Raw genomic sequence first — 24,885 nt, forward strand, 5'->3', positions numbered from 1 at the left:
AAAGTCAACTAATTGTTGGATAAATAAACTTGAGCATTTGGCCAAAATGTTATATAGTAGTCACTTCAAGAAGTACAGTATGGACAATACCATTATAAGAAAATACGATATTAGAGGTATAATAGGCAAAGACTTGCAGATTAATGATGGGTACGAGATAGGTAGAAAGTTTGGCCAAACCGTAGTTAGTGTTTGTGTCGGCTACGACAGCAGAATAGATTCACCAGGTATAGAAAGAGAATTAATTAGGGGCTTAACTTTATCCGGTGCAAATGTTATACGCGTTGGACTATGCTCTTCACCTATGCTTTACGCTGCAACACAAATCACACAGGCGGATCTTGGTATCATAATAACTGCCTCTCATAACCCCAGCGAATATAATGGCTTTAAATTTTTTAGTAATAAAAAAGTCTTCTCAGATCAAGAAATGAAGGAAATTATAAGCAGTCCAATTAAAAACAGCACAAGAATTGGAAGCTTAATTAACATAAATATATATAGTGAGTACATTAGCATATTGAAAAGTGCAGTGAAGAATAATACTACACAGAAATTAAAAATAGCCTGGGATTGTGGAAATAGTCCAGCAAGTGGAATTATAAGGTATATTGAAAAGATCTTGCCTGGTCATACGCATATCGTAACCAATAACTCTATAGATGGGGCATTTCCACTGCATGATCCAGATCCCATAGAGGAAAAGAACCTCGCTCAATTAATTGACGTTGTGAAGGAATGTGAATGTGATCTTGGCATTGCGCTAGATGGCGATAGCGATAGGGTGCGCTTAATTGATAATAAAGGCAACGTTGTTTCCAATGACCATTTATTTATAATTTTTGCACGTGAAGTGTTGGAGGAATATCCAGAAAGCAAAGTTATTGCTAACGTAAAAATGAGTATGAAAGTGCATGATTTTGTTAGTAAGTTAGGAGGGCAAGTTATTACCTGCGCTACTGGACATTCACTAGTTAAGAAGAAGATGGTAGAGGAAGAGGCAAAGTTTGCTGGTGAATTAAGCGGGCACTTCTTCTTTTCTGAGCTAGGTTTTGATGATGGGCTATATTCTGCTGTTAAAGCAGTTGACATTTTGCTTAAGAAAAACCAAAGCCTATCTCAGGTAATTGAGGATTTACCGAAGTTATATATCACTCATGAAGTAAAGATTGTAGTGAAAGATGAGAAAAAATTTCAAATAATTGAATCAATAAAGAAAACACTGGAGAAGCAAAATATTGTATTTTCAGATCTTGATGGTGTTAAAGTAACCGATAATAAAGGTTGGTGGCTTCTTAGGGTATCAAATACGCAAAACTGCATTACAGCAAGATGCGAAGGAGAGACTTTAGAGGGTTTTGAACTTACTAAAAAGGTTTTGTTCCATTACATTGATGAAGCAAGGTCTTTAAATTGTAGCTACTCACAGAAATAAATTTGATTTATAAAATTGACATGAAAGTATAAAGATAAATAGGCTAAATGTACTTATCACCTGGTCAGGCTGCAGCATTATTTCGTGTAACCGTTTGCGGGTCCACTTAATTCTGCAATTCTTCAATCTCACTCATGGAGAGGCCAGTAAACTTAACAATAGTGGTGACATCAACATTATTAGCCAGCATTGTTTTTGCAACTTCAATTTTTCCTTCCTTTTTAGCATCATCAAGTTTTTGTTCAAGAACAGCCCGTTCATCACGAATACGTTTTATTTCCTGTTCGTAGGCAATAAATTCTTTCTTTGACCAGTTGAATTTATTTAGTTCTTCATAAGCTCGTTTTATTATTACGTCACTACCAACTATTTTATCTAGGTCTTCTTCGTTTGTTTCTGCTGCATATCGAAAAAAGTAACACCATTTTTCAACTATACTCTCCAATTGGTCTTCTTTTGTCTTTGTAAATTTAGGTAGTTCTATGAATACAAAGTAAAAATCCTTTAAGTCATGTTCAAAGCTATTTTGATCTAAGATGACATGATTAGATTTGTACTCAGCCTTATCTGGAAAAATAATACAATCAGCAACAGCAATAAAGATAATTTCTTTGAGGTTATGATAATCATCACCTTGATCAGCTTGACTTGAGTAGGCTTTGGCAGCATAATATTGAGCACGTTTTTCGAAGCCTTTAGTCTTAGTAAACTGGTCAGGTAAGGGAGCAGTATTACTACTACCCCCTCCCTTAGAAACGCAGCGTGCAGGTTTCCCCACACTACGCTTGAGCCCCTTATCTAAGTTCTTCTTTTCTAGAACCGGCTTGTCCTTCATGATTCCTCAGGAAACATCATTCTTAATGGTGACACCAACAGTAGAGAACCTTCTCTTGAGAAAGAGCTTGCTAACATTCTTGTTCGTTTCACTCTCTCATCAAAATACTTTTTCCATTTTAAGTCAAGGGGATTTGCATCCGCTCTGATTTTAACATGTCGTCTGATAGGTATATCAATCAGCTTAAGCAGTCTTAAATACCGTATCTCTTTTGGTTTGTTCTTGCATATGGGTGCAGCAAAGACCCATCGGCGTTGACCCATTACTTTGAAGTAACGATTCTTTATCCAACGTAATCCTTTACGAGGATGTCTTTTCTTTGCCCATTTCCATAAACTATGCCAAATTTCATTGTCGACCTTTCTAAACGCTTTTTTAGCACACACATGGTGATAGTAATTTCCCCATCCTCTCAGTAGAGAGTTGAGTGACTTAATTACTATAGCCTGAGTGTTCGCTATATTTGCTTTTATCAATGTACGTGCTTTATTAAGAAGTCTTTTAATACTTTCTTTCGAAGGTTTAATAATTAACTTCTTATTATATCTACGTACATTACAACCAAGAAAGTCAAACCCTGTTGTGATAGATGTAATCTTTGTCTTTTCTTCTGAAAGAATTAAACCTCGCTCATGAAGAAAAGATGATACTAAAGGCTTAACTTCATTTTCCAGTACTTCATGTGTGAAACCTGAAATAATAAAGTCGTCTGCGTATCTGATTACGTTCACTCCACTTCTGATTTTGTTTCTTCTTCTACTGCCGAGTTTACCAAATCGACTTTCCAATAACTTTTCAAGTCCGTTTAAGGCTAAATTGGCTAGTATTGGAGAAATTATACCACCTTGCGGGGTACCTGCAGTTGTGGGATACAGAGTTTCGATTCTAGGAAGCCAGCTTTTAACCAACTATGCAGAATTTTCTTCTCCATAGGAATATGCTTCATAAGCCATTCATGATTAATGTTGTCAAAGCATCCTTTGATATCACCTTCAAGTATCCATTGTAGTTGATTACGACTTGCCAGTAACAAATGACAAGCTACTGTAGCATCTGCACAGGATCTTTTAGGCCTAAAGCCATAGGAGTGACGATCACTGATTGTTTCAGCTATCGGTTCCAGAGCAAACAGATATAATGCTTGCATGGCTCTATCTTTTATCGATGGTATTCCAAGAGGTCTTCTTTTGCCATTAGATTTACTGATATAAATCCGTTTTAGCGGAGAAGGTTTATATCCTCTTTGCTTTAACTGCTTTATTCCTTGAAATTTAGCATTGCAAGTTGACCATAGTTGACGATCTACACCCGCTGTGTTTTTTCCTTGGTTTTCAGTTACTCTCTTAACAGCCAAAGCTTTTCCGCTAAAAGAGCGTGTGAGAAGATGTTGTAAAGTTTTTACCTTACCCCATCTTCCTTCTTGGACAGCCTTAACAATACGTCTTTGTAGCCTCACAATAACTTTCTGGCATTTCTTCCATGGCAACTGCTTCCATGCTTCAAAGCTTTCGGTAGATGCACTTACAGGTTTACTTGTAATCATCTGCTTTCCTACCTTAAGTGGTTAACAAAGTTTCTTGTCACGAGGGACCAAACGGAAGTCTGCTCGTTTTCACGCGAATTAATGTTACAAATTCTATCCATTTCGTTACAAAATGGCATTCGCTTTCTCCATTCTCCTTTACCTGCACTTCCGTCAGCATTCCTTGCGGTTTGCTTGCCATGTAGGCGAAAATACAGGCTTACCCTGTTCCTTCTGTCATACAACAGTGGGTTAGGTGACTTCTCTATACCGGTGATTTGCGTACATCTAGAAATGAGAAATGTCACATTACCTTTTTGGTTAGAGCTTATCAGCATCTTTAGCTCCTTCATAATTACGATACTTTGAAGTTTCACTTACGTTCACCATACCACTAGCCTAGCTCTCCAACCACATGATGCTTGTAGTTTATGCTCCTCTCACGATTGAGCATCTTCTTTTTCAAGAGGAGGTTCATTGTCCGCATCGCTTGGCACCAACCGGTTGCCCGATTCGCACTGATGCGTAGACTCAGATGGCAAAACATCTGGTTTAATAAGTTTTAGAATCCTTTCAGTTTCTTTCTGAATGAATTCCTCTCCTTTTAAACAATATGACCGAAGACTTTCAGGTCGCACCATCTCAATTATATACCTGTTCCCACTAGAATCCCTGCAAAGAACATCAACTATACTTTGCTTATCAGAGGCAATTTCAGCATCTTGAATAGTGCTTAAGAATTCTACTTCTTGTATAGTGTTGACTTCAGTACATCCTAAAATATCGTTTAAAAAATGGATAAGAATATTCTTATTTTTTTTTCAGTGCCAAAGATTTTTTTGAAACACAAATCATTGCGAGGATCGAGAAATTTTGAAAGAGCCATAGTAAAAATACTGAGAAAAGATTAATAATTATACACAATTCTGAAGAAATGTTCAAGTTTTTTATTTTTTTAAGTTTTGAATGCGTTGATGAAAAAAATGTCTCCCATAGATGGCTTTAGAATGCTACTACGCACCTTAGACGTCCTTTTGTACATCTTTTATTAACCCTTCTATAAAGCGCCTTAAAAGGCTGGCAAATGGATGCTATGAGTTTGGAGCTGTAGGAGACATCAAAGATACCCTTTTTGGTGTATAAAAATACGAATCTACGACAACATCGTTTAAAGAAATTAGCAGCTATTAATATCTTCTACCTTTTCATAAAAAAATAAACAAAAAAAATTGAAAATTTGATTTGACTTCACCCAAAAGCTATGGCTTTATGCCAATACTGCTAAGAAAATAACAGTAAACATTTAAAAATAATTTATTATTAGTGAAGGGTATATTATATGAACAATAAGAATAAAAGTAAAGATCGTAAAAAAGAAATAGAGTTCCGAATTGACCTTACCCAGAAAAAGTGGAGAGAAAGAAAGGAGTTTTTTTGGGTAAAATAAAATTTTGGAGGATTAGAAATGGTAAGAGAATATACAGCAGAATTCAAATTGGAAGCTGTTAAACTGGCAAATGAACAAAGAAAGGTAGGTCAACCAGTTGCAAAAGTAGCAAGAGATCTAGGAATAAGGGATAGTGTATTAGGAAAATGGATGAAGAAATATAACGAAAAAAAGTCAGCGGCAAATGCATTTCCAGATGTAGCACCTTATGACAAAGAGAGGTTTGATTTACAAAGCAAGAGTAACAAGGGAAAGAGACATTTAAAAAAAAGCCCTGGCCAGTCAAAAAGAGTAAAATATTTTTTATATAGTAACTGCTATAAAGTACAGGAATTATGTAGGATTTTCTGCTAGTGGCTACTATAAGTGGACTACAAGAAAAATAAGCAGTAGAGAATCAGCAAATAAAGAGCTACTCGAAGCTATTCAAAAAATATATCAAGTTTCTAAATGTAGATATGGAGCTCCTAAAATTCATGCTGAATTGAAGGCTTTGGGTAAAAGTTGCAATTTGAAAACGGTGCAAAGTATTATGCAGAAAAATGACATCAGGGCTATACTGAGAAGAAAGTTTAAAATTAAAAAACAACAAACAGATAATAGAGCTGTAGCTCCCAATATATTAGACCAAAACTTTATTGTTGATCAACCAAATAAAGTATGGGATTACTTACATCAAAACCAAGGAGGGATGGCTATATTTGGCAGCAATAATTCTCACGTATGGTAGTTAATGAGTAGTGCAATAAATAAACAATTGGTTATGAACTCTTTATTAATGGCCATTAATAGGCGTAAACCTGTTAAAAATCTACTGCTGCACAGTGACCAAGGTTCACAATATACTGCGCAAGGGTATCAATATCTCTTAGCTGTAAAGAATATAGATGAGTAATAAAGGCTGTTGTTACGACAATTCTGTTGCAGAAAGCTTCTTTAGCTCATTGAAAAGAGAAATACTTATTGATACTTCACAACACTCTGCTCAACACACTAGAACTGCAATATTTGAATACATAGAAATTTTTTATAACAAACAACGTCACTATTAACTATTGCATTCCTGCACAATTTATTCTCATGATAAAAACGTCTTAACTTTCTCTCCACTTTTTCTGGGTAAGGTCAGTTGGATTTTCACCAACCGTATTCTAAACGCTTACTTGGCGCACCCATAACAAAAATGCCTGAAAAACGTTAATAATTATATACTATTATTAATAATTATTCAACCATATTTTATAGCTCTTTTTACAATAATCCGAACAGACCGTAATATGCTACTGGCCTGCTATAGCCATAAACACATATCTTATCGCATTCGGACTATTATAAGAAAGGCTATAAGCTTACAATTTTGAGCTTAACTGACGCTTATGGATAGGGGCAACTCTATCACCCTGTGTTATGTTTATTTTCTAACGGACGCTGATTTTTGTATCGTAATTTCTTGCTATAAATTGGTTATATAAGAGCTGGCTTCTAAAATTTTATAACCCTAATTTGAATTAACAGACAGTAGAATCGAAAGATTATTACAAGGAGAAATCTACACAGATCGACCCTTTTGTGAATCTGCGTTTCTGCTTTCTTCAACTTGTTTTGCAAAAGATGTTTCCGGTTTCTGAAGTGGCTTAGCGATTTCACGCACAACGGCAATAACTGCTGTTAAAAACGTTTTTAACAATGCACCTAAAGCTCCACCAACTGCTTCCCTGCCATGTATATGAGCTTGCTTTTCGTTATCGTCAGCAGTTTCCCCTGCCCTCCTTCTTGGATCCATCCTATGAGCAATCACCGAAAACAACACTCCCCTGATTGAAGACTTCACTTTTTCCTTTGCTTCGTGGACATCCCCATCTTTTGCTGTTTCATGTCCATGACTTAAGTGTTTAGCGTTCATTAGCTCCTTTTGTTGCTGGGCAAACATGCTACTTAATACTTCCTCTATCACTTGCTTTCTTCTCTTCTCTCTAACTCTTTTCATAGATTCTGATTTATCGCGAGTGTGTTTGGTAGTTTCAAATTCTGCATCAATATCTTCGGACGCAGCCTGACTATATAAAGTCTCTATGAGCCTGTCTATGCTTCGCTTTATTTGCATAGTCCTTTCGTAACTATCCGAATTATCAATTCCTTCGTCGATCTGATTTAGAATATCCTCAAAAACTTTCAAATAGTCTTGAATATACTGTATTATGTATTGCTTATCTTCCTCTTTGTGTTGTTCTTCTTGATTTTGCTGATTTTCATTTTCTAAACTTTTCTCTCTTTTATCATCGTTATTTTCTTCAATATCATCACCGTCTTCCTCGAAAAGGTCTTTGTCGTTCATGATTTTTTTAATTTAGTTAAAATTCTCACCAGTTACTATTGTATATAAAAAGATTAAATTAACATTAATGAAAAGCGTTTACAACTTCAGCACTAGTTAAAACTACAGTAAAGCTGTCAAAAGTAACAGGATCATAATACCTCTCATACAATTCAACTGAACACCTAAGCCTTATCTTTTCCTTAGCATTAAAACTAATTTCATAATCATTATTAGAGTTTAGCATAGCAGAATTACGTAATAATTCATCAGCTAATACAGAGTCTAAAATTCCATTAATTTTTATCGTAATATGTCTGCTTCCAGCAGAGTCCAATACTTTTCTCCAGCCAAAAGAAGAAATATCTTTCACCTCTTCTCTGTTATTACGCAAAGTAAACCTTAGGTTTCTTATATTATTTAACACAATAAAATTATTGTCATGATCTTTAATTTTTAGCTGTAATTTGCTCATTATCACCTCCTTTTATTAAAATATCAAAATTAATTGTTGAATGTAAAATTTCATCGTGCTGATCCATAGCACAATTACTTTCTAAAATGACCTCACTACTAAAACCTTCAATGCTCTTAAGTATCAAGTTAATATGCCTTATAATGACAAACATACTGTCTATATGATAAGTATATATGTCGCATGAAAATCTTGCCTTTGTAGCAAAATTGGACAGCATATGCAGGTTGCTATAATTCACTGCACGCAATCTCAAGTAAGGAATGGTGACCTGTTTAGGTAAGTAGTCATAAATGTTAGTAACATATTTCCTTAAATCATAATTTGCTTTTAGTGCTGCATAAACGCTATTGTACAACTCGTTTATAGCTTGAATTTTTTCCATGATTAACCCTTGAAAGATATATAGAAACTCATCATCCCGCTGCTTGTTAGCGGGATCTATCCGTAACGGTATGACGTAGTAGCCCAGTTTGAATGACCAGAAAGAGCTACAAAACAACCTTTGGTTCGCGAAACGGAGAATATACCTTCTTCACTTCAGATAAATGGCTACTTACCTCCGATTCACGATTTTTGTAAAGAGCAGAAACATGCCGCATAATACCTAGTTTTATCTGCTCAGGAACATTGTCATAACCAGCTTCGTATACAACATCAACTCTTATTGCATTCAAACAATTGAAAAACTCAACGTAGCCCCCTACATCACTAAAATAATACTTAAGTGTACTCTTCTCTTGATTTTTAGACATCATTGCAGTAGCCAATACTATCTTACTCACCATACGCGTCAAGTTAAGAGATTGTGAGCAAATTTAGAGAGGTTAAAGTGGATACTCTAGCCCTTCTACGTTTGTCTTTTAATGAAAATCGCGACCAAGTTATAGTGAGTTTTTTAAGAAATGCTTTTAAACTATTAATTTTGGTTAATACTAAAAATAACTCTCTAACCCGCCTTTTTAGCTCAATAAATGCCTTTGTTAAGCTAAGTTCTGTATTCTTTTTCACTTCTGTGCAACCAACTATGCCGTGAAATATAAGAATTGCGCACAATTTAGCATATAGTTCACATAATACTCTGCATGGCTTTCCTTTTAGCTTATCAAGCCTGGTATGGCTTTTATACAATTTAAATAATAACTCAATTTGCCACCTTACTCTGTAAATCGTTAATACTTGCTCAGCACTAATTTTATTTTCTGGAACATTAGTTATAAATATTGACCAGTTCAACAATTTTTGATTTCTTTTAGAGGATGTATATCCCTGCGATCTTGCTAATCTATTAGCTTTCCTTCTTCTGGCCATATTCAGTTAGTTTCTGACATATAATTCTTACTCTAATTTTTGCTTCTTTTCCTAACAATACCTCGTTTTCTAAAAATAACTTATCCTCTAAACATTCTAATAACTCCATTTTTTGATTTGTTTCTACATCATATATGTCGGTATCAACGACTTATGAAATAAGCTCCTATTTCATTGATTTGTTTAAAAGAACTTGGCACAAAATAACCGAGATCAGATATTAGCAAATCATTGCTTAATATATTACTTAAATGTTTCCTATATCCCTGGTCTGATCTTACCCCCTCCGTTAAATTAAGTTGGTCTATTATCTGATTCATGTAGTCGAAAACTAATTGTAACTTTATTCCAGACTTAGTATTGCTTTCATAGCCACTGTAGCTAGTACCATAACCTTTATACATCTCTTCCATACTGTTAGGTATAGCTACTGTCCAATAATTTAACACTATTAAATTGCTGTAAGATTTTGCAACCAACTTGCAAGATATTTTTAAAGAGAATCACAGATTCATTATACATCCTTTTCATAAATTCCACTGCTTCTTCAGTAAATCTAAACTTGTTTTGTTATATCTATCGAGTCCTCGTTTAGTAATTGAAACATTGTTTCTACGCTACAATTATCAACTCCTATATTACCCAAGACCATGGCTTTTACGAATGATGAACCTTTTAGCTTTCTCTTTCTTTTTATAAACCTTGTTGTAATTGAGATTTTCTCTGCTTTTTCATTAAAAAATTCTTTGAGCTTTTTTGATAAGCAAGTTATTTTATTCATTGGTTCTCTCACTAAAAGTATATCTGGGAGAACTTATACCTTATTATTCTATCTCTTTCATACCTTTATTTCCTTAACTTGACGCGTATGGTTAGTAAGACAGTCAAAAAAGAAATAAAAGAAATCGCAGGCATAAAAGACAGCTTCATATGTAACCAGAAGTTTCACCTGCGCTTATACATAATAGGAGCTATAGCGTGTATTGCTGCTTTATGTTTGTCTTTATACTTTTTATTTTTAGTTTCTCAATCTATGGCACTGACTACGATGGCTGGGATAATTTCTGGCGGGGCTGCGTATCTGTCAGGCAAAGTGTGTAGTGAGATACATGACTTGCATGACATGAGCACTCCAGTGGAAACTTTTAGTAGTACGGATCTTGCAAGGGTGGCTGTCTGATATATAACAAAAAGTTGCAGGCAATGATATAGAAATTTACTTTCTCAACTTAAGAAAGTATACTCATACGATGATAGAAAAGAAGTACAGTAAGATTTTAATAGCAAACAGAGGAGAGATTGCCTGCAGGATTATCAGAACTGCCCATAAGATGGGTATATCTTGTGTGTGCATATACTCGGATGCAGATGTAAATTCTGTGCATGTAAGACAAGCAGATGAGTCAAGATATATCGGCCCTTCGCCACCTTGCCTCAGTTACTTAAACATTGAAAAAATATGTGAAGTAGCAGTTGAAACAGGTGCTGAGGCGGTTCATCCTGGCTATGGTTTTTTAGCAGAAAATCCAGATTTTCCACGTGCTCTTCAAAAACATAATATAGACTTCATCGGCCCCAGTGCAGAAACAATAGAAGTTACAGCCAACAAAATAACAGCAAAAGAAGCGGCAAAAAAAGCTGGAGTGAATGTAGTGCCAGGATATATGGGTAAGATTAGCAACGCTGCCCACGCAGCTCAAGTTGCTGAAGAAATTGGCTTTCCGGTTATGCTTAAAGCTGCATCAGGCGGTGGTGGCAAAGGAATGCGAATTGTAAATTCCAAAAAAGAAATTGAACTGGCGTTCACATCAGCAACAAATGAAGCAGAGAAAAGTTTTAAGGATGGCAGTATCTTTATAGAAAAATATATAGAACTACCAAGACATATTGAAATACAAATCATAGCAGATAAATATGGCAATATAGTGTGTCTTGGAGAAAGAGAATGCTCGATACAAAGGAATAACCAGAAAATAATAGAAGAAACGCCAAGTCCATTCATTAGTGAAGAAGTAAGACAAAAAATGTATGTCCAATGTGTTTCTCTAGCAAAGCAGGTTGGTTACTTTTCAGCAGGCACTGTTGAGTTTGTTGTAGATAAAGACCAAAACTTCTATTTTCTTGAGGTAAATACGAGATTGCAAGTTGAGCATCCAGTAACAGAATTTATAACTGGAATAGACATAGTAGAAGAAATGATTAGAACTTCCTGTGGAGAGAAATTAAGGTTTAGTCAGAATGGTATTAAACTTACTGGTTCTGCAATAGAAAGTAGAATTTGCGCTGAAGACCCATCGAAGAAATTTTTCCCTTCCAGCGGAAGAATAAAATATTACGATAAACCGGGTGAAAATGATTATGTAAGAATAGATGATGGAGTTGCTGCAGGTTCAGAAATTAGCACGTTCTATGACTCAATGATTGCAAAAGTTATAACATATGGAAAAGATAGAGTAGAAGCGATTAGCAGAATGCAAAAAGCATTGTCTGAATGCTATATAGAAGGAGTAACAAATAATATAGAATTTCTAGAATCCATCTTCCATCACCCAAATTTTATCGCAGCAAAGCTCCATACGAGATTCATTCCAGATCATTACCCTAGTGGGTTTCACGGCGATTTTGTTACAGAGGAGTATATTAAAATATTTATTTTCACTGCGTTATATGTTCATTTGGAAAATGAAGAAAGGTACCATCATAAAGCAGTGAATGAAACATCTCAGGTGTCATTCCAGTGCGTGACACTGGAATCTAGTAAAAAAGAAGGGGCACCAGTATCAGCTACTCGGATGGCAGGTGACCGTGCAAGAGATTTATTCATAGTGAATATAAATGACAATGAGTACTCTGTAAATGCAAAATACCAAGATAATATATTAATAACGGTATATAATCACAATAAATACTCCGTTATAGGCAAGTGGAAATCAAGTTATAGATTGCTATGTATCACAATTAATGACGATACCAATATAGCACTTAAAATAGAAAGACAAGGCAGCAAGTACTTCATAAGACATGCAGGTATGAAAGCTGAGTGTTGTATATTAAAACCTCATGTAGCTGAATTAAGTAAGTTAATGCTAAATAATGAAACAGAAGAGATTTCAGTAGATGTTGTAAAATCCCCAATATCTGGCTTATTAGTTAAATTACACGTAAATGTAGGAGATCAGGTAGAAATAGGACAACCTTTATTTGTTGTGGAAGCAATGAAAATGGAAAATATCATATGTGCTGAAGCAGCAATGGTGATAAAAAATATTCCCGTTCAAGAAGGAAAAAATGTGCAGATCGGTGATGTAGTCTGCTTGCTTATACCAATTCCCATTACACGGCAAACAGATGGACAAAGATGGAAGAAAAGCGATAATGAAGTAAGTAAAATAGTTGAGGTATAAATGGCATTAAGATCAAAATTATTGGATGAAAAAGTAGTAGAATCAGCAAAAGAAATGCTGAAGAAAGTAAGGAATAATGCATATGTTTCAAAAAAACTAAATGCTGTAATTGCAGCAAAAAAGTACAGTATAACGGCTGTAGCAAAAATATATTGCATTTCAAGAAAGGCACTTACTGCATGACCTAAAATTTGGCAGAGAAGAAAAACTGTTTGCTCCTCCACAACGCCGTAGAAAAACTAAATTAAATCAGGTTCAACTACAGCAAATTGAAGAGTGGATAGAAGAAAATCCTAATATTACCATTAAAGAAATGAGAATAAGAATCCAGGAAAAGTTCAGATTAAATATCAGCAAATCTACAGTACACCGCTATATGCAAAAGATGAAATTCTCATATATTACACCAAGACCAGTTCATAATGGACAAGATAAAAGCAAACAAGAGGAATTCAAAAAAAAATCTCAATGAAGCTATTTTTCTTTGATGAATCACGGTTTGGCACACATTCAAAGGTTGGACATGGGTGGTTTAAAAAGGGGATTAGAACACAGGTTAAAACAAAATTAGGTAGGCAAAATTTCTATCTCTATAGTGCGGTTAATCCTAGAAATGGAGAGAGTTCTAGCTCAAATGTCAACACTGATTGCATAGACATATTTCTTGAGCAGATGTCGCAATATCTAGAAACACGAGAGGCTTTTCTTGTTATGGATTGTGCTAGTTGGAAAAAATTTAAAGGTACCTAAAAATATCGACATTATATGCCTACCTCCATACTCACCTGAGCTCAATCCCGTTGAGAGGCTTTGGTTATATATAAAACAGAACATTTTGCGCAATAAAATATACGATACAATTGCTCTGCTTGAGGGTGCTTTGTGCAAATTTATTACTTCTCTTGCCAGCTCCACAATTAAACAACTCTGCAATGTCTCCTATTTGACTGGCCAACAATGAGAGTTGGTATAAGTAACAATTCCTGCATCAACTATGTTTTTAAAATTTTTTGACGTTTAACTTTATTATAACTTTTTCTTTATTTTGTGAATATCTGAGTTACTTATATTATGTAAGAAATTTATTGCCGACTAGTCAATATTCTGTTAGGAATTAAGATAATATAAAGTTATTATGCTTAAATTGGAAAGCAGAAAGTTCCTGATTACTGGCGCATCAGGCGGAATAGGGCAAGCGATTGTAAAAATTATGCACAAAGCCGGAGCAACTTTATGTATTTCTGGCACAAAAAAAGAAGTGCTCGAAGAAGTTGCTAAACAATATGAAAAAAACATGCATGTACTCCCTTGTGATTTATCAAATGCTGAGGAAGTAAATCAACTAATAAATAGAGCAAGTGAGCTGATGGAAGGCTTTGACGGGCTCGTATGCAATGCGGGTATTACGCGAGACAGTTTATTATTGAGAATGACAGATGAAGCATGGCAAAAAGTAATTGATATTAACTTGAGCTCTACATTTAAGCTGAGTAGAGAAGCATGCAGAAAACTAATTAAGAATAATTGGGGAAGAATTATAAATATTTCCTCAATAATAGGGCTGACAGGAAACGCCGGGCAAGCAAATTATGCGGCGTCTAAAGCTGGAATAATAGCTATGAGCAAATCCATAGCAAAAGAAGTTGCAAGTCGTAATATAACAGTAAATTGTATTGCTCCTGGGTTTATAGATACTAAAATGACTGAAGTTTTAAATGAAGGACAAAAGGGAAAAATATTAGATAATATTCCAATGAAAAGAATGGGAACAGGGGAAGAAATAGCAGCAGGGGTCTTGTTTTTAGCAAGTGATGAAGCAAAATATATAACAGGGCATGTGCTCAATATTAATGGTGGGTTATTTATGTAGCAACACTTATGTATGGACAAATTATAATTTTTACTTTAAAATAAAAAATGTGTAGGTTTAGGTTAATTTATTACTTAGAGGCAAAAAAAATGAGCTCTATAATGGAATTTTTTAGTGTTTTTTGCGTAGTATTGCTTTTCTCTTTCTCAGGTTATGCAGCTGACCCTGATATGGATGACACAACTAAAGTAATATGCAATATTATTGGTTATGTTTGGGGGATAGGCGGTCCACTTATGACGGTAGTAATAATTGGTGCAGCTTTGCTTGCAATATTTGGCAGGATGCCGTGGCCAGCCCTCTTTGCTCTTGGCATGTTCTGTGGTGTATTTTTTGGCGCTAAAACTATCATAACGAAAATTATGCCCAACGTAAGCGATGAAGCAAAAACTATGTTGGAAAAGTGTGGACAAAAATAATCCAAAAAGTGCAGAAATGCTTTTTTGTTATCCATTGAACCGCTTCATATCTTCAACTTGCAACAAATAAGGGCTATCTTTTGGTAAAGTTTTAACAGCTAGCTCAGCATATTTTGTAAATTGCTTTAAATCACCTTCAATACAAGCCTTTTTTGTCAAGGCAAAATAATGCATTGCCGTATCAGCTTCACATTTATATGCAATGCTTAAATACTTCCAGACAAAAGCGTTATCTGGTTCTACATTCAAAATCTGCTCCAGGTAAAAAATCGCCTTTTTTGCATCACCGTGTAATAATAAAGTATGAGATAATGCAAGTTTCACTAAATAACTGTTTTTCTCAGATAAATACCTAAGCGATTCCTCATACATTTTTATTGCTTCACTTAAATTTCCGGCCTTGTATAGCATTTCTGCTTTTAATTCATATAGGTATGGGTCATTGCGTGACTCTTGAATCAATGAATTAACTTTAGCAATAGCCTCTTCTATCTTTCCTTGCCTATAGCAAACTATAGCATTTACATACTCAGAATTATTTTCATATTTATTAGATAACACATGAATAGGAGCAAAGAAAGAGTCTAGCTTGGCAACCACACGCTCAAACTTTAGTAACTTATCCGCAAAAATTGGTTTTACGTTGTTTTTAACCTTATAATTTTGTACAGCAAATATACGTTTCTCACTAAGTGGGTGAGTGCGGAAATATTCCTCGGTGTTCTCATGCTCAATACTTTTAAAATAATCAAAAATCTCTTTCATACCTGAATTATCATAGCCAGATTCATCAAGATACCTTAAAGCATAGCTATCTGCTACACTTTCTTGCTCTTGAGAAAAGTTAAAAAATAGCCTTGAACTAAACGCTACACCACTAAGCAAAATTGCACCAGCAACCTGAGGGTTAATGATAATACTAGAAACTAATCCTACCATATAACTAATCATTGCTATCGATTGAAAATAACCCATAGCACTACTCATTTGCAATATATGACCAGCAGATATGTGAGCAATCTCATGTGCTAATATACCAAGCAGGACATAAGGTTTAGCCGAATATTGTAAAAGTCCTAAATGAATGAAAATACTGTTATTGTTAATTACAAAAGCATTAATCGAATTGTCATTAATTATAAAAACTTTTATTTGCTCATGATCAATATCCGCAGCAGAAAATAAAGGTTGCGCTAGCTCTTTCACTATTGCTTCCACTTCACTATCTCTAATAATGTTAATAGAGTAAGCATTATTACAATATGCAAAAAAGAACAATAAGGTCAAAAACTTAGCAACTCTAAACATGAAAATTCTGTGCTTGTATAATTTATAGAAATTCTATATTTTAACACTTAAATTATACAAATTTATAAACGCTAGTTTAAATTTTTAACGTAACTGATAAGTTTGTCGATGGTAGTTAACTTAATTTTATGTTGTTCAGCAAATTTAAGTAACTGAGGTAAGCGCATCATAGAGCCATCATCATTCACTAATTCACAAATAACTGCTGAATGATCAAACCCTACTAACTTCGCCATTTCAACACTCGCTTCAGTATGACCAGCACGTTGTGCCACCCCACCTTTATGTGCAATTACAGGAAAAACATGACCTGGAGTTATGATGTCATCCTGAGTACCATCCTTGTTGATAGCAGCATGTATAGTTTTCGTTCTATCCTCTGCTGAAACACCGGTTGTAATGCCATAACGTGCATCAATTGATGTAGTAAATGCGGTATGATTTTCACCAATATTTTTCTTTTCCATGAAATTAAGGCCCAACCTTTTCATGTGAAATTTAGTCATTGCTAAGCAAACAACCCCTGTACCGTACCTAACCATAAAAGCCATATGTTCCGGCTTTATTTTCTCAGCTAAGACAATCAAATCGCCTTCATTTTCTCTATTTTCATCATCAACTAAAATGAATAATTTACCGGAACGAGCATCCTCTAATACATCTTCCACAGAAGAAATACCTGGTAGACTCATTGAAGCATAAGTAGCCTGTACCATAATAATTTACTTAAATTCAATCTTAACTATTTTATACAATTTCTCTCCATTTGGCACTGTCACTTCCACATATTCACCGACTTTTTTGCCGATTAAGGCACTCCCAAGTGGTGAACTAGTAGATATTAACTGCTTTGAAACATCAGCTTCATATTCGCCTACAACCTTATAAACATATTCCACTTCACCGTTATTATCACTTAACATGCTTAATGTCACAGTTGCACCAAACATTACTGAATCACCAGACAAATTTTTTACTTCTATTACTTCCGCATGTGAGAGCTTACTTTCTATCTCCATTATACGGCCTTCAATAAAACCTAACCTTTCCCGTGCTGCATGATACTCTGCGTTTTCAGACAAATCACCTTGATCACGAGCATCAGAAATAGCCTGTATCACAGAAGGTTTTTCTTCCTTTAATTTTTCAAGTTCGGCTTGCATATTCTCAAAACCTTCCCTCGTCATAGGAAATTTATTAATAATGGATGAAGCCATAATCACCACCTAAACGCAATTAAATTGAGTAACGAAATTACTCACAATGTTAAAAATATCACCTCTTATATCATCACTCATGTCATTTGACAACTTTTTTAAAACCCCAGGGTGTACAGTATGAAAATAATTAATAAGATCATGTTCAAATTTATTAATGTAACTTATTTGTATTTTACTTAACTGATTATATAGGTTAGAAAAAATATACATCAGCACTACTTGCTCTTCTATTGACATAGGTAAATGTTGTTTTTGCTTTAATAACTCGACAAGATATTTACCCTTATTCAAGGATAATTGAACACTAGCATCAAGATCAGAACCAAATTTTGCAAAATCTTCTAATTCTCTATACTGAGCTAAGCTTAGCTTTATAGAACCAGCAACTTTCTTCACAGACTTTAGTTGTGCAGCAGAACCAACCCGTGAAACTGACAAACCTATATTTACTGCAGGTCGAAATCCTTTATAAAATAATTCAGACTCAAGAAAGATCTGCCCATCGGTAATTGAAATAACATTTGTTGGCACATATGCAGATACATCACCAGCTTGAGTTTCGACAATTGGCAAAGCAGTTAAAGAACCCTGCCCTTTTTTATCAGACATTTTAGCAGCTCTTTCAAGCAAGCGAGAATGTACATAGAATATATCTCCAGGGTAAGCTTCACGACCAGGAGGACGTCTGAGCAATAAAGACATCTGCCTATATGCCACAGCATGCTTAGATAAATCATCATATATAATCAAACAATGCATTCCATTGTCACGGAAAAATTCCCCAATAGTGCAACCAGCATAAGGTGCTAAAAATTGCATAGGCGCGCAGTCAGATGCACTAGCCACAACTACAGTTGTATACTCTAATGCTCCGCTTTCTTTCAGCTTATTTACCACTTTTGCTACTGTTGAAATTTTTTGCCCAATAGCAACATAAACACAGTAAACTTTTTGATTTTCGTTTACCTCATCGTTAATCTTCTTCTGATTGATAATAGTATCAAGCGCAATAGTAGTTTTACCAATTTGTCTATCACCAATAATTAATTCACGCTGCCCTCTACCTATTGGAATTAGCAAATCTATAATTTTAATTCCTGTTTGCAGTGGCTCATGCACAGACTTACGATCAATAATGCCTGGCGCTTTAGATTCTATATCCATTCTGTTTTTGGCTCTAATTTCCCCACCGTCGTCCATAGGATGGCCCAACGCATTTACAACTCTCCCTAACAATTCATGCCCTACAGGCACCTGCACAACATCACCACTACATTTTACAACGTCCCCTTCTTTCACATCACGGTCATTACCAAGCACAACTATTCCAGCCGTATCATGATCTAAATCGAGAACTATTCCTTCTACACCACTTGCAAAAAATACCTTTTCACCGAATTTTGCTTTTTCCAGCCCATAAACCAATGCGATACCATCTGTTACTGAAATTACTTCACCTATATTTTCCCGCTTTATAGGATTATCAAACGTCTCAACCTTTTCTCTTATTATACTTGCTATCTCAGAAACATTCATACTGTTCTTCATACAAAATTCCTTACTTTTAATATTTCCATTTTACTTAAGTCAACTAACCTATCCAAGTAGCTTTTTAGCGAAGCATCGATCAAATTAAAACCATACCTAACTACGAAGCCACCTAGTATAGAAGGGTCAACCACATTGCTTACTTTTATTATTTTACCAAGAAAGCTCAAAGATTCAGTAATTATTTTTATATCAGATTCCTTTAAAGTTTCTGCTGACTTTATAGTAATTTCGAATTCATTTTCATTTTCTCTTGCAAGACTTAAGAATTTTTCTAATATAAGGATCAATAAACTAGAGCGTTTATTTGCAAATATAACCATAATAAATTTTACTAAATTCTCACTCAAGTGCTCATTTATAGAAAGCATCACTTCTTTTTTGTGTGCAAAAGAAATCATAGGATGAGATAGGTACACAAAAACATCACGTTGATCCTTAAAAAAAGCCAACAAAAATTCTACTTCTTTCCTTATAATACCTAACCTGCTTCCTGAGACATGAAATAGCACTCTAGCGTAGGATGAAACTAAATTATTGTATTGGGTCTTTTTCATATTAAATCCAGCAAATCTAAATTAATTCAGCTACAAATCTTTCATTCTTCAATCCAAGCATTTTTTATATAAACAGGTCTTCTCCTTAAGGAAAGAAAATATAAATCATATCTGACTGAATAATCTAAAAAACTAAGGTTTTTACTTAAGAAATACTTAGAAGAATTTATAATAGACTGACATTGAAGATGAGATATCGGTATTTCTTTTCCAAGTAAACTTGTTTTAACTTCTATAAAAATCAGCTCCTTTTTTTAGATACAATTAAGTCAATTTCACCGAACTTACAACGATAACGGCGTTTTATAACATTATACCATTTCAGTTTTAAATATACTAAAACTAATAACTCGCCAAAGTAACCTACAAAGTAGCGTAACCTACTTACCACAAGAAGAACAATTATGATAACAATTAACTTTGTGTAACTACTTTGCCTCCTTCTTTATTTTTACTATAAACCTTACCTCTTGCTGCAATATCCCTATCAACCAGTTCTATCACTGCCATTGAAGCGCAATCACCCTTTCGAGTGCTAAATTTTATTATTCTAGAATACCCACCTTTACGATCTTGATAACGGCTGGCTAAGACGTTTAATAACTTATCAACTGCTAACTTACTATTATGAAGGCGTGAAAGCAAAAGTCTTCTACCATGTAAAGTATTCTTATTCTTAGCAATTGTAATAAACTTTTCGACATATGGACGAAGTTCCTTAGCTTTTGGTAAAGTAGTTACAATCTGCTCATGGTTAACTAATGAGATAGATAGATTCTTTAACGTCGATAATCTACGTTCAGTACAACGAGATAGTTTACGTTTTTTTATTCCATGTTTCATATATCACCTAATCTTCATCGGTATGTTGTTTAGCCAACTCATCTATATCCTTAGGTGGCCAGTTTAGCACATTCATACCCAAAGACAAGCCAAAATTAGTCAAAACTGCCTTAATCTCATTCAAAGACTTCCTGCCAAAATTAGCAGTTCTTAACATTTCACCTTCTGTCTTTTGCACAAGATCACCTATATAAGTGATGTTTTCGTTTTTCAGACAGTTATGAGACCTGACAGATAATTCCATTTCATCTACCTTACGCAATAAGACAGGGTCATAACCCAAATCTTTAGCACCACTAGACGAAGAAACCTGCGATTTTTTATAACTTACATCAGAACTAATAAAGGGCTGAAGTTGCTCCTGTAATATTCTTGCAGCAGAGTCAACAGCTTGACTCGGAGAAATTGTACCATCAGTTTCAATTGACAATATCAGCTTATCCTTATCAGTCACTTGGCCAACACGACTGTTCTCTACCCTGTACGAAACCCTGTTGACAGGGCTATACAAAGCATTAACTGGAATAAAACCAATTAAATCCTGTTCACTCATAAGCTTCAAAAGTTCGTTTTCTTTATACTTAATTACAGGAAGATAACCTTTTCCGCTAGCCACATATATGGTCATGTTAAGCTCTACATTTTGCCCCAGCGTACATATTAATAAATCCTTATTAACAATAGAGCATCGATCATCAGTTTCTATCATCCCAGCTAATACCTGGCAAGGCCCTTTAGCGTTTAAATTTAAGCATTTATTAGAAGCACCATTTAATTTACACCTCAACATGCCCATATTTAACACTATATCAGTTACATCTTCTCTCACCCCTTGAATTGAAGTAAACTCATGAGTTACACCTTCAATTTTTATTCCATAAACAGCACTACCTTTAAGAGAAGATAACATTACACGTCTTAATGCATTAGCTAATGTTAAAGCAAAACCACTTTCCAACGGTTCTAGCACTATATCACTTTTTTCACTTGAATCATCTGATATTACCTTAACTGAACTAGGTTTAATCAATTTATCTAAATTGCTACAGAGAGACACATCATTATTATAATACATAAAACAACCTTTTCAAATATCCTATACTCTTCTTTTTTTTCTTAACCTGCACCCATTATGAGGAATTGCGGTTTTATCTGCAATTGAAGTCACAGTCAACCCACAGCTCTGAAGTGCTTTAACCGCAGCTTCAGTACCAAAGCCAGGACCACGAATTATTACAGAGACAACCTTCATACCAAATCTCTCTATTGCATTCTTCGCAGCAGCCTCCGCAGCCTTACCTGCAGCATAAGGTGTGGATTTTCTCGAACCTGAAAAACCACATGCACCCACAGAAGTTTGACATAGCGTATTACCATGAACATCAGTTACATTTACAAAAGTATTATTAAAAGTTGCACGAATATGGACAACACCAGTAATAAACTCCTTCTTACTCTTACCAACCGTTTTGACTTTTTTCATTAAAACTCACAATAATAATAAATTTTATTTTTTCCCAGCAATAGGCAACCGAGATCTACCTTTACGAGTCTTAGCATTAGTATGAGTCCTTTGCCCTCTCACAGGTAAACCTTTTCTATGTCTCACCCCTCTATAGCATCCCATTTCCACTAAAGATTTTATGTTCATAGCCACTTCTTTTCTGAGCTCACCTTCTATAACATAATTTTGTCTAATGAAACTGCTGATCTTTTCTATATCTTCATCTCGTAATTCTGAAACACGTTTGCGCTTATCAACTTCGCAAGCGTGACAAATTACATTCGCAGTAGCAATACCTATACCATATATATAAGTTAATGCAAAAGGAACACATTTCCTCACTGGAATATTTATGCCTGCAATACGTGCCACTGGTACCTCGATACTTTATTAATAACAACTCTTAATTTATACCATAAAACAACTCAGAGTCAAACCAAATTACAAGAAATTTTACTTTCAATCTCTTGCGTTACCTCATCAACACTCAAATTAGCGTCAATTGTTAATAATTTGCCTTTATAATACTCGCGTAAACCTTTCATTTGAAGGTGATATTCACTTATTCTCTTATTAATTGCAGACATATCAGCATCATCAATTCTTTTCTCTAACCTCGTACTTTTACATTTAGCACAAGTAGTACTCTTAAAAGAAGATACACTATATATGCTTTTACAGTCCAAACACGCGAGACGATTTTTTAACCTATCGATTGCAATATTATCGTCAAGCTGCAGCTCAACTACAATGTCAACATCCCTATTATATTTTTCTTGCAAAACTTGAGTCAAAAAATGAGCCTGGTTTAAATTTCTCGGAAAACCATCTAATAAGCAATTATCATCCACTAATGCAAGCTGGTCACGTAATAATCCACATATAATTTCATCTTGAATTAAATTACCAGATTCCACGGTACCCTTTATTTTTTTACCTAACTCACTACTGCTAGATATAATATTCCTTAATAAATCCCCTACTGAAATTAATTTTAAATTATATTTTGCTATTAACAAGCTTGACTGAGTACCTTTACCAGAACCTGGAGGACCAAAAATCGTAATGATCATCTTACTTTCCTCGTTTTAGACTCATATTTCTCTATCCAGTTGTCGTACCTATTTGAAAAAATATAAGATTGTATTTGCATAATAGTATCAGTAATAACGTTCACTATAATCAGTAAGCTCGTCCCACCAAAAATAAACGGTATATCATAATAATATCTCATAACTTCAGGTACAGTACATATGACTACCAAATACGCAGAGCCAATGAATGTCAACTTAAAAACTATATCTTGAAGGTAATCAGAAGTATGTTTCCCAGGCCTTCTACCAGGTATAAAACCACCATTTTTTTTAAGAAAATCTGCGTTTTCCTCTGGATTAAATATAAAATTGGTATAGAAAAAATTAAAAAATACTATCAGCACCAAATAGGCTACAATATATACTACTTTATTTGCCATAAAGTAATTCAAAATAAAATCAGAAAAAGCGTGCCCCTTATAGAAATTTGCAATTGAAATAGGTGTCAATAAAATTGCATTAGCAAAAATGGTTGGTACTACACCAGATAAATTAATCTTCAATGGAATATAAGTAAAATCGTCATTATGTAATCTTTTAAATTGCTTTTTAGGATGTTGAACAATAACCTTTCTATAAGAAGACTCTACAAAAATGACTAAGAGTAGCAGCAAAAAAAACAATACCAAAACAAAAAGGATAATAAATAACGATACGCTACCGTTTTTATTTAACGTTAACAAAGATGACAAAGCGCTGTGTAACTCTGATATTATACCCGTGAAAATGATTAATGAGATACCATTGCCTATACCGCTAGCGCTGATTCGTTCACCAAGCCATATTAAAAGCATAGTTCCACCTAAAAGGCTGAAAACACCTATTGTACGAAACATAACACCAGGTTCGATTACAACCAATACCCCTTCCCTATTCATCCCTTCCAATCCAACCAAAATTGGAATTGATTGAAATACACAAATTACTATGGTCAGATAGCGTATATAAGAATTCATCTTTCTACGGCCTGACTCTCCATCATTCTTAACTTCCTTCATTCCTTTAATCGCAGAAGAAAGTAACTGAATAATGATAGAAGCCATTATATATGGCATAACGTTCAATGCTAGAATTGTCATTCTAGCCAATGCACCACCAGAAAATAAATTAAATACTCCAAAAACGCCTGAGCCCTCTTTGGGAAATATATCATTAATTACATCAAGATTAATTCCAGGAATAGGCACATAAGTACCCAAGCGATAGCAAATTAAAGCTATTAGCGTAAAAAATATACGCTTTAATAAATCACCTTTATATAACAACGTAGGATCCAAGCTATTAAATGCAGATTTATTGCCCATGATTTACGATAGTATTTCCACACTACCACCAACTGAAGCTACAGATTTTTTTGCAACTTCTGACGCAAAATCAACATGAAACACAAATTTTTCGCTCAACTTACCTTTATTAAGAAGTTTAATTTTATCCTTAATAGACTTTATAAAACCTAATTTATACAGCTTCTCCTTATCTATAACAGAGTCTTTCACTATTTTTTTAGCTTCCATTAAGCGCTGTATATCGCCAACATTAATTATAGAGTATATGCTCCTACGTATAGGCTTAAAACCTCTTTTAGGCAAACGAGTATATATAGACTGTTGTCCACCCTCAAAACCATTTATAGAAACTCCACTTCTAGCCTTCTGCCCTTTATGCCCTCTACCGGATGTTTTACCTTTACCACAACCGATACCTCTACCCAGCAACTTAGGCTTCTTTTTCTTAGATAATTTAGTAAATATAGAGTTTAATTTTACAGCATTATTCATA

Annotated in this window: 25 protein-coding genes and 6 pseudogenes; 7 read left to right on the forward strand and 24 right to left on the reverse strand. The window is 34.6% G+C overall.

Annotated features, from left to right (window positions below; genetic code table 11):
• The first annotated feature begins 46 nt into the window (after positions 1-46).
• Positions 47-1,435: a phosphomannomutase/phosphoglucomutase gene (locus ACEL90_RS04455; RefSeq protein WP_423349298.1), complete on the forward strand. Its 1,389-nt coding sequence runs from the start codon at positions 47-49 to the stop codon at positions 1,433-1,435.
• 106 nt (positions 1,436-1,541) lie between these two features.
• Here ACEL90_RS04455 and ACEL90_RS04460 read toward each other — a convergent pair whose 3' ends face one another.
• The 6 genes and pseudogenes from ACEL90_RS04460 to ACEL90_RS04485 all read right to left on the reverse strand — a co-directional run.
• Positions 1,542-2,270 (reverse strand): Rpn family recombination-promoting nuclease/putative transposase, encoded by a 729-nt coding sequence (locus ACEL90_RS04460; RefSeq protein ID WP_423348771.1) that lies wholly within the window; start codon positions 2,268-2,270, stop codon positions 1,542-1,544.
• Positions 2,267-3,178 (reverse strand): group II intron maturase-specific domain-containing protein, encoded by a 912-nt coding sequence (locus ACEL90_RS04465; protein WP_423348612.1) that lies wholly within the window; start codon positions 3,176-3,178, stop codon positions 2,267-2,269. Before ACEL90_RS04465 ends, ACEL90_RS04460 begins: the two co-directional genes overlap by 4 nt.
• The gene (locus ACEL90_RS04470; RefSeq protein WP_423348613.1) at positions 3,106-3,813 is read right to left on the reverse strand and encodes a reverse transcriptase N-terminal domain-containing protein; all 708 of its coding nucleotides are present in this window, start codon (positions 3,811-3,813) and stop codon (positions 3,106-3,108) included. Before ACEL90_RS04470 ends, ACEL90_RS04465 begins: the two co-directional genes overlap by 73 nt.
• An 8-nt stretch (positions 3,814-3,821) precedes the next feature.
• Positions 3,822-4,145, reverse strand: a complete 324-nt coding sequence (locus ACEL90_RS04475; RefSeq protein WP_423348614.1) for a hypothetical protein — start codon at positions 4,143-4,145, stop codon at positions 3,822-3,824.
• Between the two features lie 87 nt (positions 4,146-4,232).
• Positions 4,233-4,433 (reverse strand): hypothetical protein, encoded by a 201-nt coding sequence (locus tag ACEL90_RS04480; protein WP_012481961.1) that lies wholly within the window; start codon positions 4,431-4,433, stop codon positions 4,233-4,235.
• Positions 4,431-4,678: pseudogene (locus ACEL90_RS04485) on the reverse strand (PD-(D/E)XK nuclease family transposase); the annotation flags it as partial. The gene ACEL90_RS04480 and the pseudogene ACEL90_RS04485, both read right to left, overlap by 3 nt.
• Before the next feature lie 579 nt (positions 4,679-5,257).
• Between ACEL90_RS04485 and ACEL90_RS04490 the strand changes: the two are divergent.
• A pseudogene (locus tag ACEL90_RS04490) lies at positions 5,258-6,337 on the forward strand (IS3 family transposase).
• Between the two features lie 451 nt (positions 6,338-6,788).
• Here ACEL90_RS04490 and ACEL90_RS04495 read toward each other — a convergent pair.
• From ACEL90_RS04495 to ACEL90_RS04515, 5 genes and pseudogenes are all read right to left on the reverse strand, one after another.
• Positions 6,789-7,574, reverse strand: a complete 786-nt coding sequence (locus ACEL90_RS04495) for a hypothetical protein (protein WP_423348772.1) — start codon at positions 7,572-7,574, stop codon at positions 6,789-6,791.
• 64 nt (positions 7,575-7,638) lie between these two features.
• Positions 7,639-8,028: a phage tail protein gene (locus ACEL90_RS04500; RefSeq protein WP_264723746.1), complete on the reverse strand. Its 390-nt coding sequence runs from the start codon at positions 8,026-8,028 to the stop codon at positions 7,639-7,641.
• Positions 8,003-8,413 (reverse strand): DUF3168 domain-containing protein, encoded by a 411-nt coding sequence (locus ACEL90_RS04505; protein ID WP_423348773.1) that lies wholly within the window; start codon positions 8,411-8,413, stop codon positions 8,003-8,005. The genes ACEL90_RS04500 and ACEL90_RS04505 overlap by 26 nt, the downstream gene beginning before the upstream one ends.
• Positions 8,414-8,519: 106 nt before the next feature.
• Positions 8,520-8,816 carry a head-tail connector protein gene (locus ACEL90_RS04510; protein ID WP_423348774.1) on the reverse strand — a complete coding sequence of 99 codons (297 nt, stop codon included), beginning with the start codon at positions 8,814-8,816 and terminating at the stop codon, positions 8,520-8,522.
• A 10-nt stretch (positions 8,817-8,826) separates the two neighbouring features.
• A pseudogene (locus tag ACEL90_RS04515) lies at positions 8,827-10,120 on the reverse strand (IS4 family transposase).
• Between the two features lie 87 nt (positions 10,121-10,207).
• Here ACEL90_RS04515 and ACEL90_RS04520 point away from each other — a divergent pair.
• The 5 genes and pseudogenes from ACEL90_RS04520 (at position 10,208) to ACEL90_RS04540 (ending at position 15,032) form a co-directional block, all read left to right on the forward strand.
• On the forward strand, positions 10,208-10,519 hold the full coding sequence (locus tag ACEL90_RS04520) for a hypothetical protein (RefSeq protein WP_423348775.1): 312 nt from the start codon (positions 10,208-10,210) through the stop codon (positions 10,517-10,519).
• Between the two features lie 70 nt (positions 10,520-10,589).
• Positions 10,590-12,662: pseudogene (locus ACEL90_RS04525) on the forward strand (acetyl-CoA carboxylase biotin carboxylase subunit); the annotation flags it as partial.
• Between the two features lie 81 nt (positions 12,663-12,743).
• Positions 12,744-13,704 (forward strand): annotated as a pseudogene (locus ACEL90_RS04530) (IS630 family transposase).
• A 174-nt stretch (positions 13,705-13,878) separates the two neighbouring features.
• Entirely contained in the window at positions 13,879-14,613 is a 735-nt protein-coding gene (gene fabG, locus ACEL90_RS04535; RefSeq protein WP_015589136.1) for a 3-oxoacyl-[acyl-carrier-protein] reductase, read from the forward strand.
• An 89-nt stretch (positions 14,614-14,702) separates the two neighbouring features.
• Positions 14,703-15,032 (forward strand): TrbC/VirB2 family protein, encoded by a 330-nt coding sequence (locus tag ACEL90_RS04540; protein ID WP_155968336.1) that lies wholly within the window; start codon positions 14,703-14,705, stop codon positions 15,030-15,032.
• Positions 15,033-15,059: 27 nt separating this feature from the next.
• Here ACEL90_RS04540 and ACEL90_RS04545 read toward each other — a convergent pair whose 3' ends face one another.
• From ACEL90_RS04545 to rplO, 13 genes and pseudogenes are all read right to left on the reverse strand, one after another.
• Complete coding sequence (locus tag ACEL90_RS04545; protein ID WP_265024428.1) at positions 15,060-16,340, reverse strand: M48 family metalloprotease; 1,281 nt, start codon at positions 16,338-16,340, stop codon at positions 15,060-15,062.
• A 71-nt stretch (positions 16,341-16,411) separates the two neighbouring features.
• A complete protein-coding gene (gene ribB, locus ACEL90_RS04550; protein WP_007549343.1) occupies positions 16,412-17,056 on the reverse strand; it encodes a 3,4-dihydroxy-2-butanone-4-phosphate synthase in 645 nt (214 codons plus the stop codon).
• Positions 17,057-17,062: 6 nt separating this feature from the next.
• A complete protein-coding gene (gene greA, locus ACEL90_RS04555; RefSeq protein ID WP_007549342.1) occupies positions 17,063-17,557 on the reverse strand; it encodes a transcription elongation factor GreA in 495 nt (164 codons plus the stop codon).
• Positions 17,558-17,566: 9 nt separating this feature from the next.
• Positions 17,567-19,108, reverse strand: a complete 1,542-nt coding sequence (atpA, locus tag ACEL90_RS04560) for a F0F1 ATP synthase subunit alpha (RefSeq protein WP_423348776.1) — start codon at positions 19,106-19,108, stop codon at positions 17,567-17,569.
• Positions 19,105-19,665, reverse strand: a complete 561-nt coding sequence (gene atpH / locus ACEL90_RS04565) for an ATP synthase F1 subunit delta (protein WP_010962742.1) — start codon at positions 19,663-19,665, stop codon at positions 19,105-19,107. Before atpH ends, atpA begins: the two co-directional genes overlap by 4 nt.
• Positions 19,666-19,706: 41 nt before the next feature.
• Positions 19,707-20,056 (reverse strand): annotated as a pseudogene (locus ACEL90_RS04570) (YraN family protein).
• Positions 20,057-20,079: 23 nt separating this feature from the next.
• Positions 20,080-20,508, reverse strand: a complete 429-nt coding sequence (rplQ, locus tag ACEL90_RS04575; protein ID WP_423348777.1) for a 50S ribosomal protein L17 — start codon at positions 20,506-20,508, stop codon at positions 20,080-20,082.
• 7 nt (positions 20,509-20,515) lie between these two features.
• The gene (locus ACEL90_RS04580) at positions 20,516-21,583 is read right to left on the reverse strand and encodes a DNA-directed RNA polymerase subunit alpha (RefSeq protein WP_423348778.1); all 1,068 of its coding nucleotides are present in this window, start codon (positions 21,581-21,583) and stop codon (positions 20,516-20,518) included.
• Positions 21,584-21,604: 21 nt separating this feature from the next.
• Positions 21,605-21,991, reverse strand: coding sequence for a 30S ribosomal protein S11 (rpsK, locus tag ACEL90_RS04585; RefSeq protein ID WP_012673179.1), 387 nt, complete (start codon positions 21,989-21,991; stop codon positions 21,605-21,607).
• A 24-nt stretch (positions 21,992-22,015) separates the two neighbouring features.
• Positions 22,016-22,384 carry a 30S ribosomal protein S13 gene (gene rpsM / locus ACEL90_RS04590; RefSeq protein WP_007550179.1) on the reverse strand — a complete coding sequence of 123 codons (369 nt, stop codon included), beginning with the start codon at positions 22,382-22,384 and terminating at the stop codon, positions 22,016-22,018.
• Between the two features lie 59 nt (positions 22,385-22,443).
• Entirely contained in the window at positions 22,444-23,085 is a 642-nt protein-coding gene (locus tag ACEL90_RS04595) for an adenylate kinase family protein (RefSeq protein WP_007550178.1), read from the reverse strand.
• The gene (gene secY / locus ACEL90_RS04600) at positions 23,082-24,410 is read right to left on the reverse strand and encodes a preprotein translocase subunit SecY (RefSeq protein ID WP_423348779.1); all 1,329 of its coding nucleotides are present in this window, start codon (positions 24,408-24,410) and stop codon (positions 23,082-23,084) included. The genes ACEL90_RS04595 and secY overlap by 4 nt, the downstream gene beginning before the upstream one ends.
• A 3-nt stretch (positions 24,411-24,413) precedes the next feature.
• A complete protein-coding gene (gene rplO / locus ACEL90_RS04605) occupies positions 24,414-24,884 on the reverse strand; it encodes a 50S ribosomal protein L15 (protein ID WP_423348780.1) in 471 nt (156 codons plus the stop codon).
• Between the last annotated feature and the right edge of the window lies 1 nt (position 24,885).

The organism is Wolbachia sp. wLmal (genome assembly GCF_049435495.1).
GTDB lineage: Bacteria > Pseudomonadota > Alphaproteobacteria > Rickettsiales > Anaplasmataceae > Wolbachia > Wolbachia pipientis.

Coding starts and splice junctions, on each gene's coding strand:
- ACEL90_RS04455 (WP_423349298.1), top strand. CDS start 47: ATGTTATATAGTAGTCACTTCAAGAAGTACAGTATGGACAATACCATT.
- ACEL90_RS04460 (WP_423348771.1), bottom strand. CDS start 2,270: ATGAAGGACAAGCCGGTTCTAGAAAAGAAGAACTTAGATAAGGGGCTC.
- ACEL90_RS04470 (WP_423348613.1), bottom strand. CDS start 3,813: ATGATTACAAGTAAACCTGTAAGTGCATCTACCGAAAGCTTTGAAGCA.
- ACEL90_RS04475 (WP_423348614.1), bottom strand. CDS start 4,145: ATGAAGGAGCTAAAGATGCTGATAAGCTCTAACCAAAAAGGTAATGTG.
- ACEL90_RS04480 (WP_012481961.1), bottom strand. CDS start 4,433: ATGGTGCGACCTGAAAGTCTTCGGTCATATTGTTTAAAAGGAGAGGAA.
- ACEL90_RS04495 (WP_423348772.1), bottom strand. CDS start 7,574: ATGAACGACAAAGACCTTTTCGAGGAAGACGGTGATGATATTGAAGAA.
- ACEL90_RS04500 (WP_264723746.1), bottom strand. CDS start 8,028: ATGAGCAAATTACAGCTAAAAATTAAAGATCATGACAATAATTTTATT.
- ACEL90_RS04505 (WP_423348773.1), bottom strand. CDS start 8,413: ATGGAAAAAATTCAAGCTATAAACGAGTTGTACAATAGCGTTTATGCA.
- ACEL90_RS04510 (WP_423348774.1), bottom strand. CDS start 8,816: ATGGTGAGTAAGATAGTATTGGCTACTGCAATGATGTCTAAAAATCAA.
- ACEL90_RS04520 (WP_423348775.1), top strand. CDS start 10,208: ATGGTTAGTAAGACAGTCAAAAAAGAAATAAAAGAAATCGCAGGCATA.
- fabG (WP_015589136.1), top strand. CDS start 13,879: ATGCTTAAATTGGAAAGCAGAAAGTTCCTGATTACTGGCGCATCAGGC.
- ACEL90_RS04540 (WP_155968336.1), top strand. CDS start 14,703: ATGAGCTCTATAATGGAATTTTTTAGTGTTTTTTGCGTAGTATTGCTT.
- ACEL90_RS04545 (WP_265024428.1), bottom strand. CDS start 16,340: ATGTTTAGAGTTGCTAAGTTTTTGACCTTATTGTTCTTTTTTGCATAT.
- ribB (WP_007549343.1), bottom strand. CDS start 17,056: ATGGTACAGGCTACTTATGCTTCAATGAGTCTACCAGGTATTTCTTCT.
- greA (WP_007549342.1), bottom strand. CDS start 17,557: ATGGCTTCATCCATTATTAATAAATTTCCTATGACGAGGGAAGGTTTT.
- atpA (WP_423348776.1), bottom strand. CDS start 19,108: ATGAAGAACAGTATGAATGTTTCTGAGATAGCAAGTATAATAAGAGAA.
- atpH (WP_010962742.1), bottom strand. CDS start 19,665: ATGAAAAAGACCCAATACAATAATTTAGTTTCATCCTACGCTAGAGTG.
- rplQ (WP_423348777.1), bottom strand. CDS start 20,508: ATGAAACATGGAATAAAAAAACGTAAACTATCTCGTTGTACTGAACGT.
- ACEL90_RS04580 (WP_423348778.1), bottom strand. CDS start 21,583: ATGTATTATAATAATGATGTGTCTCTCTGTAGCAATTTAGATAAATTG.
- rpsK (WP_012673179.1), bottom strand. CDS start 21,991: ATGAAAAAAGTCAAAACGGTTGGTAAGAGTAAGAAGGAGTTTATTACT.
- ACEL90_RS04595 (WP_007550178.1), bottom strand. CDS start 23,085: ATGATCATTACGATTTTTGGTCCTCCAGGTTCTGGTAAAGGTACTCAG.
- secY (WP_423348779.1), bottom strand. CDS start 24,410: ATGGGCAATAAATCTGCATTTAATAGCTTGGATCCTACGTTGTTATAT.
- rplO (WP_423348780.1), bottom strand. CDS start 24,884: ATGAATAATGCTGTAAAATTAAACTCTATATTTACTAAATTATCTAAG.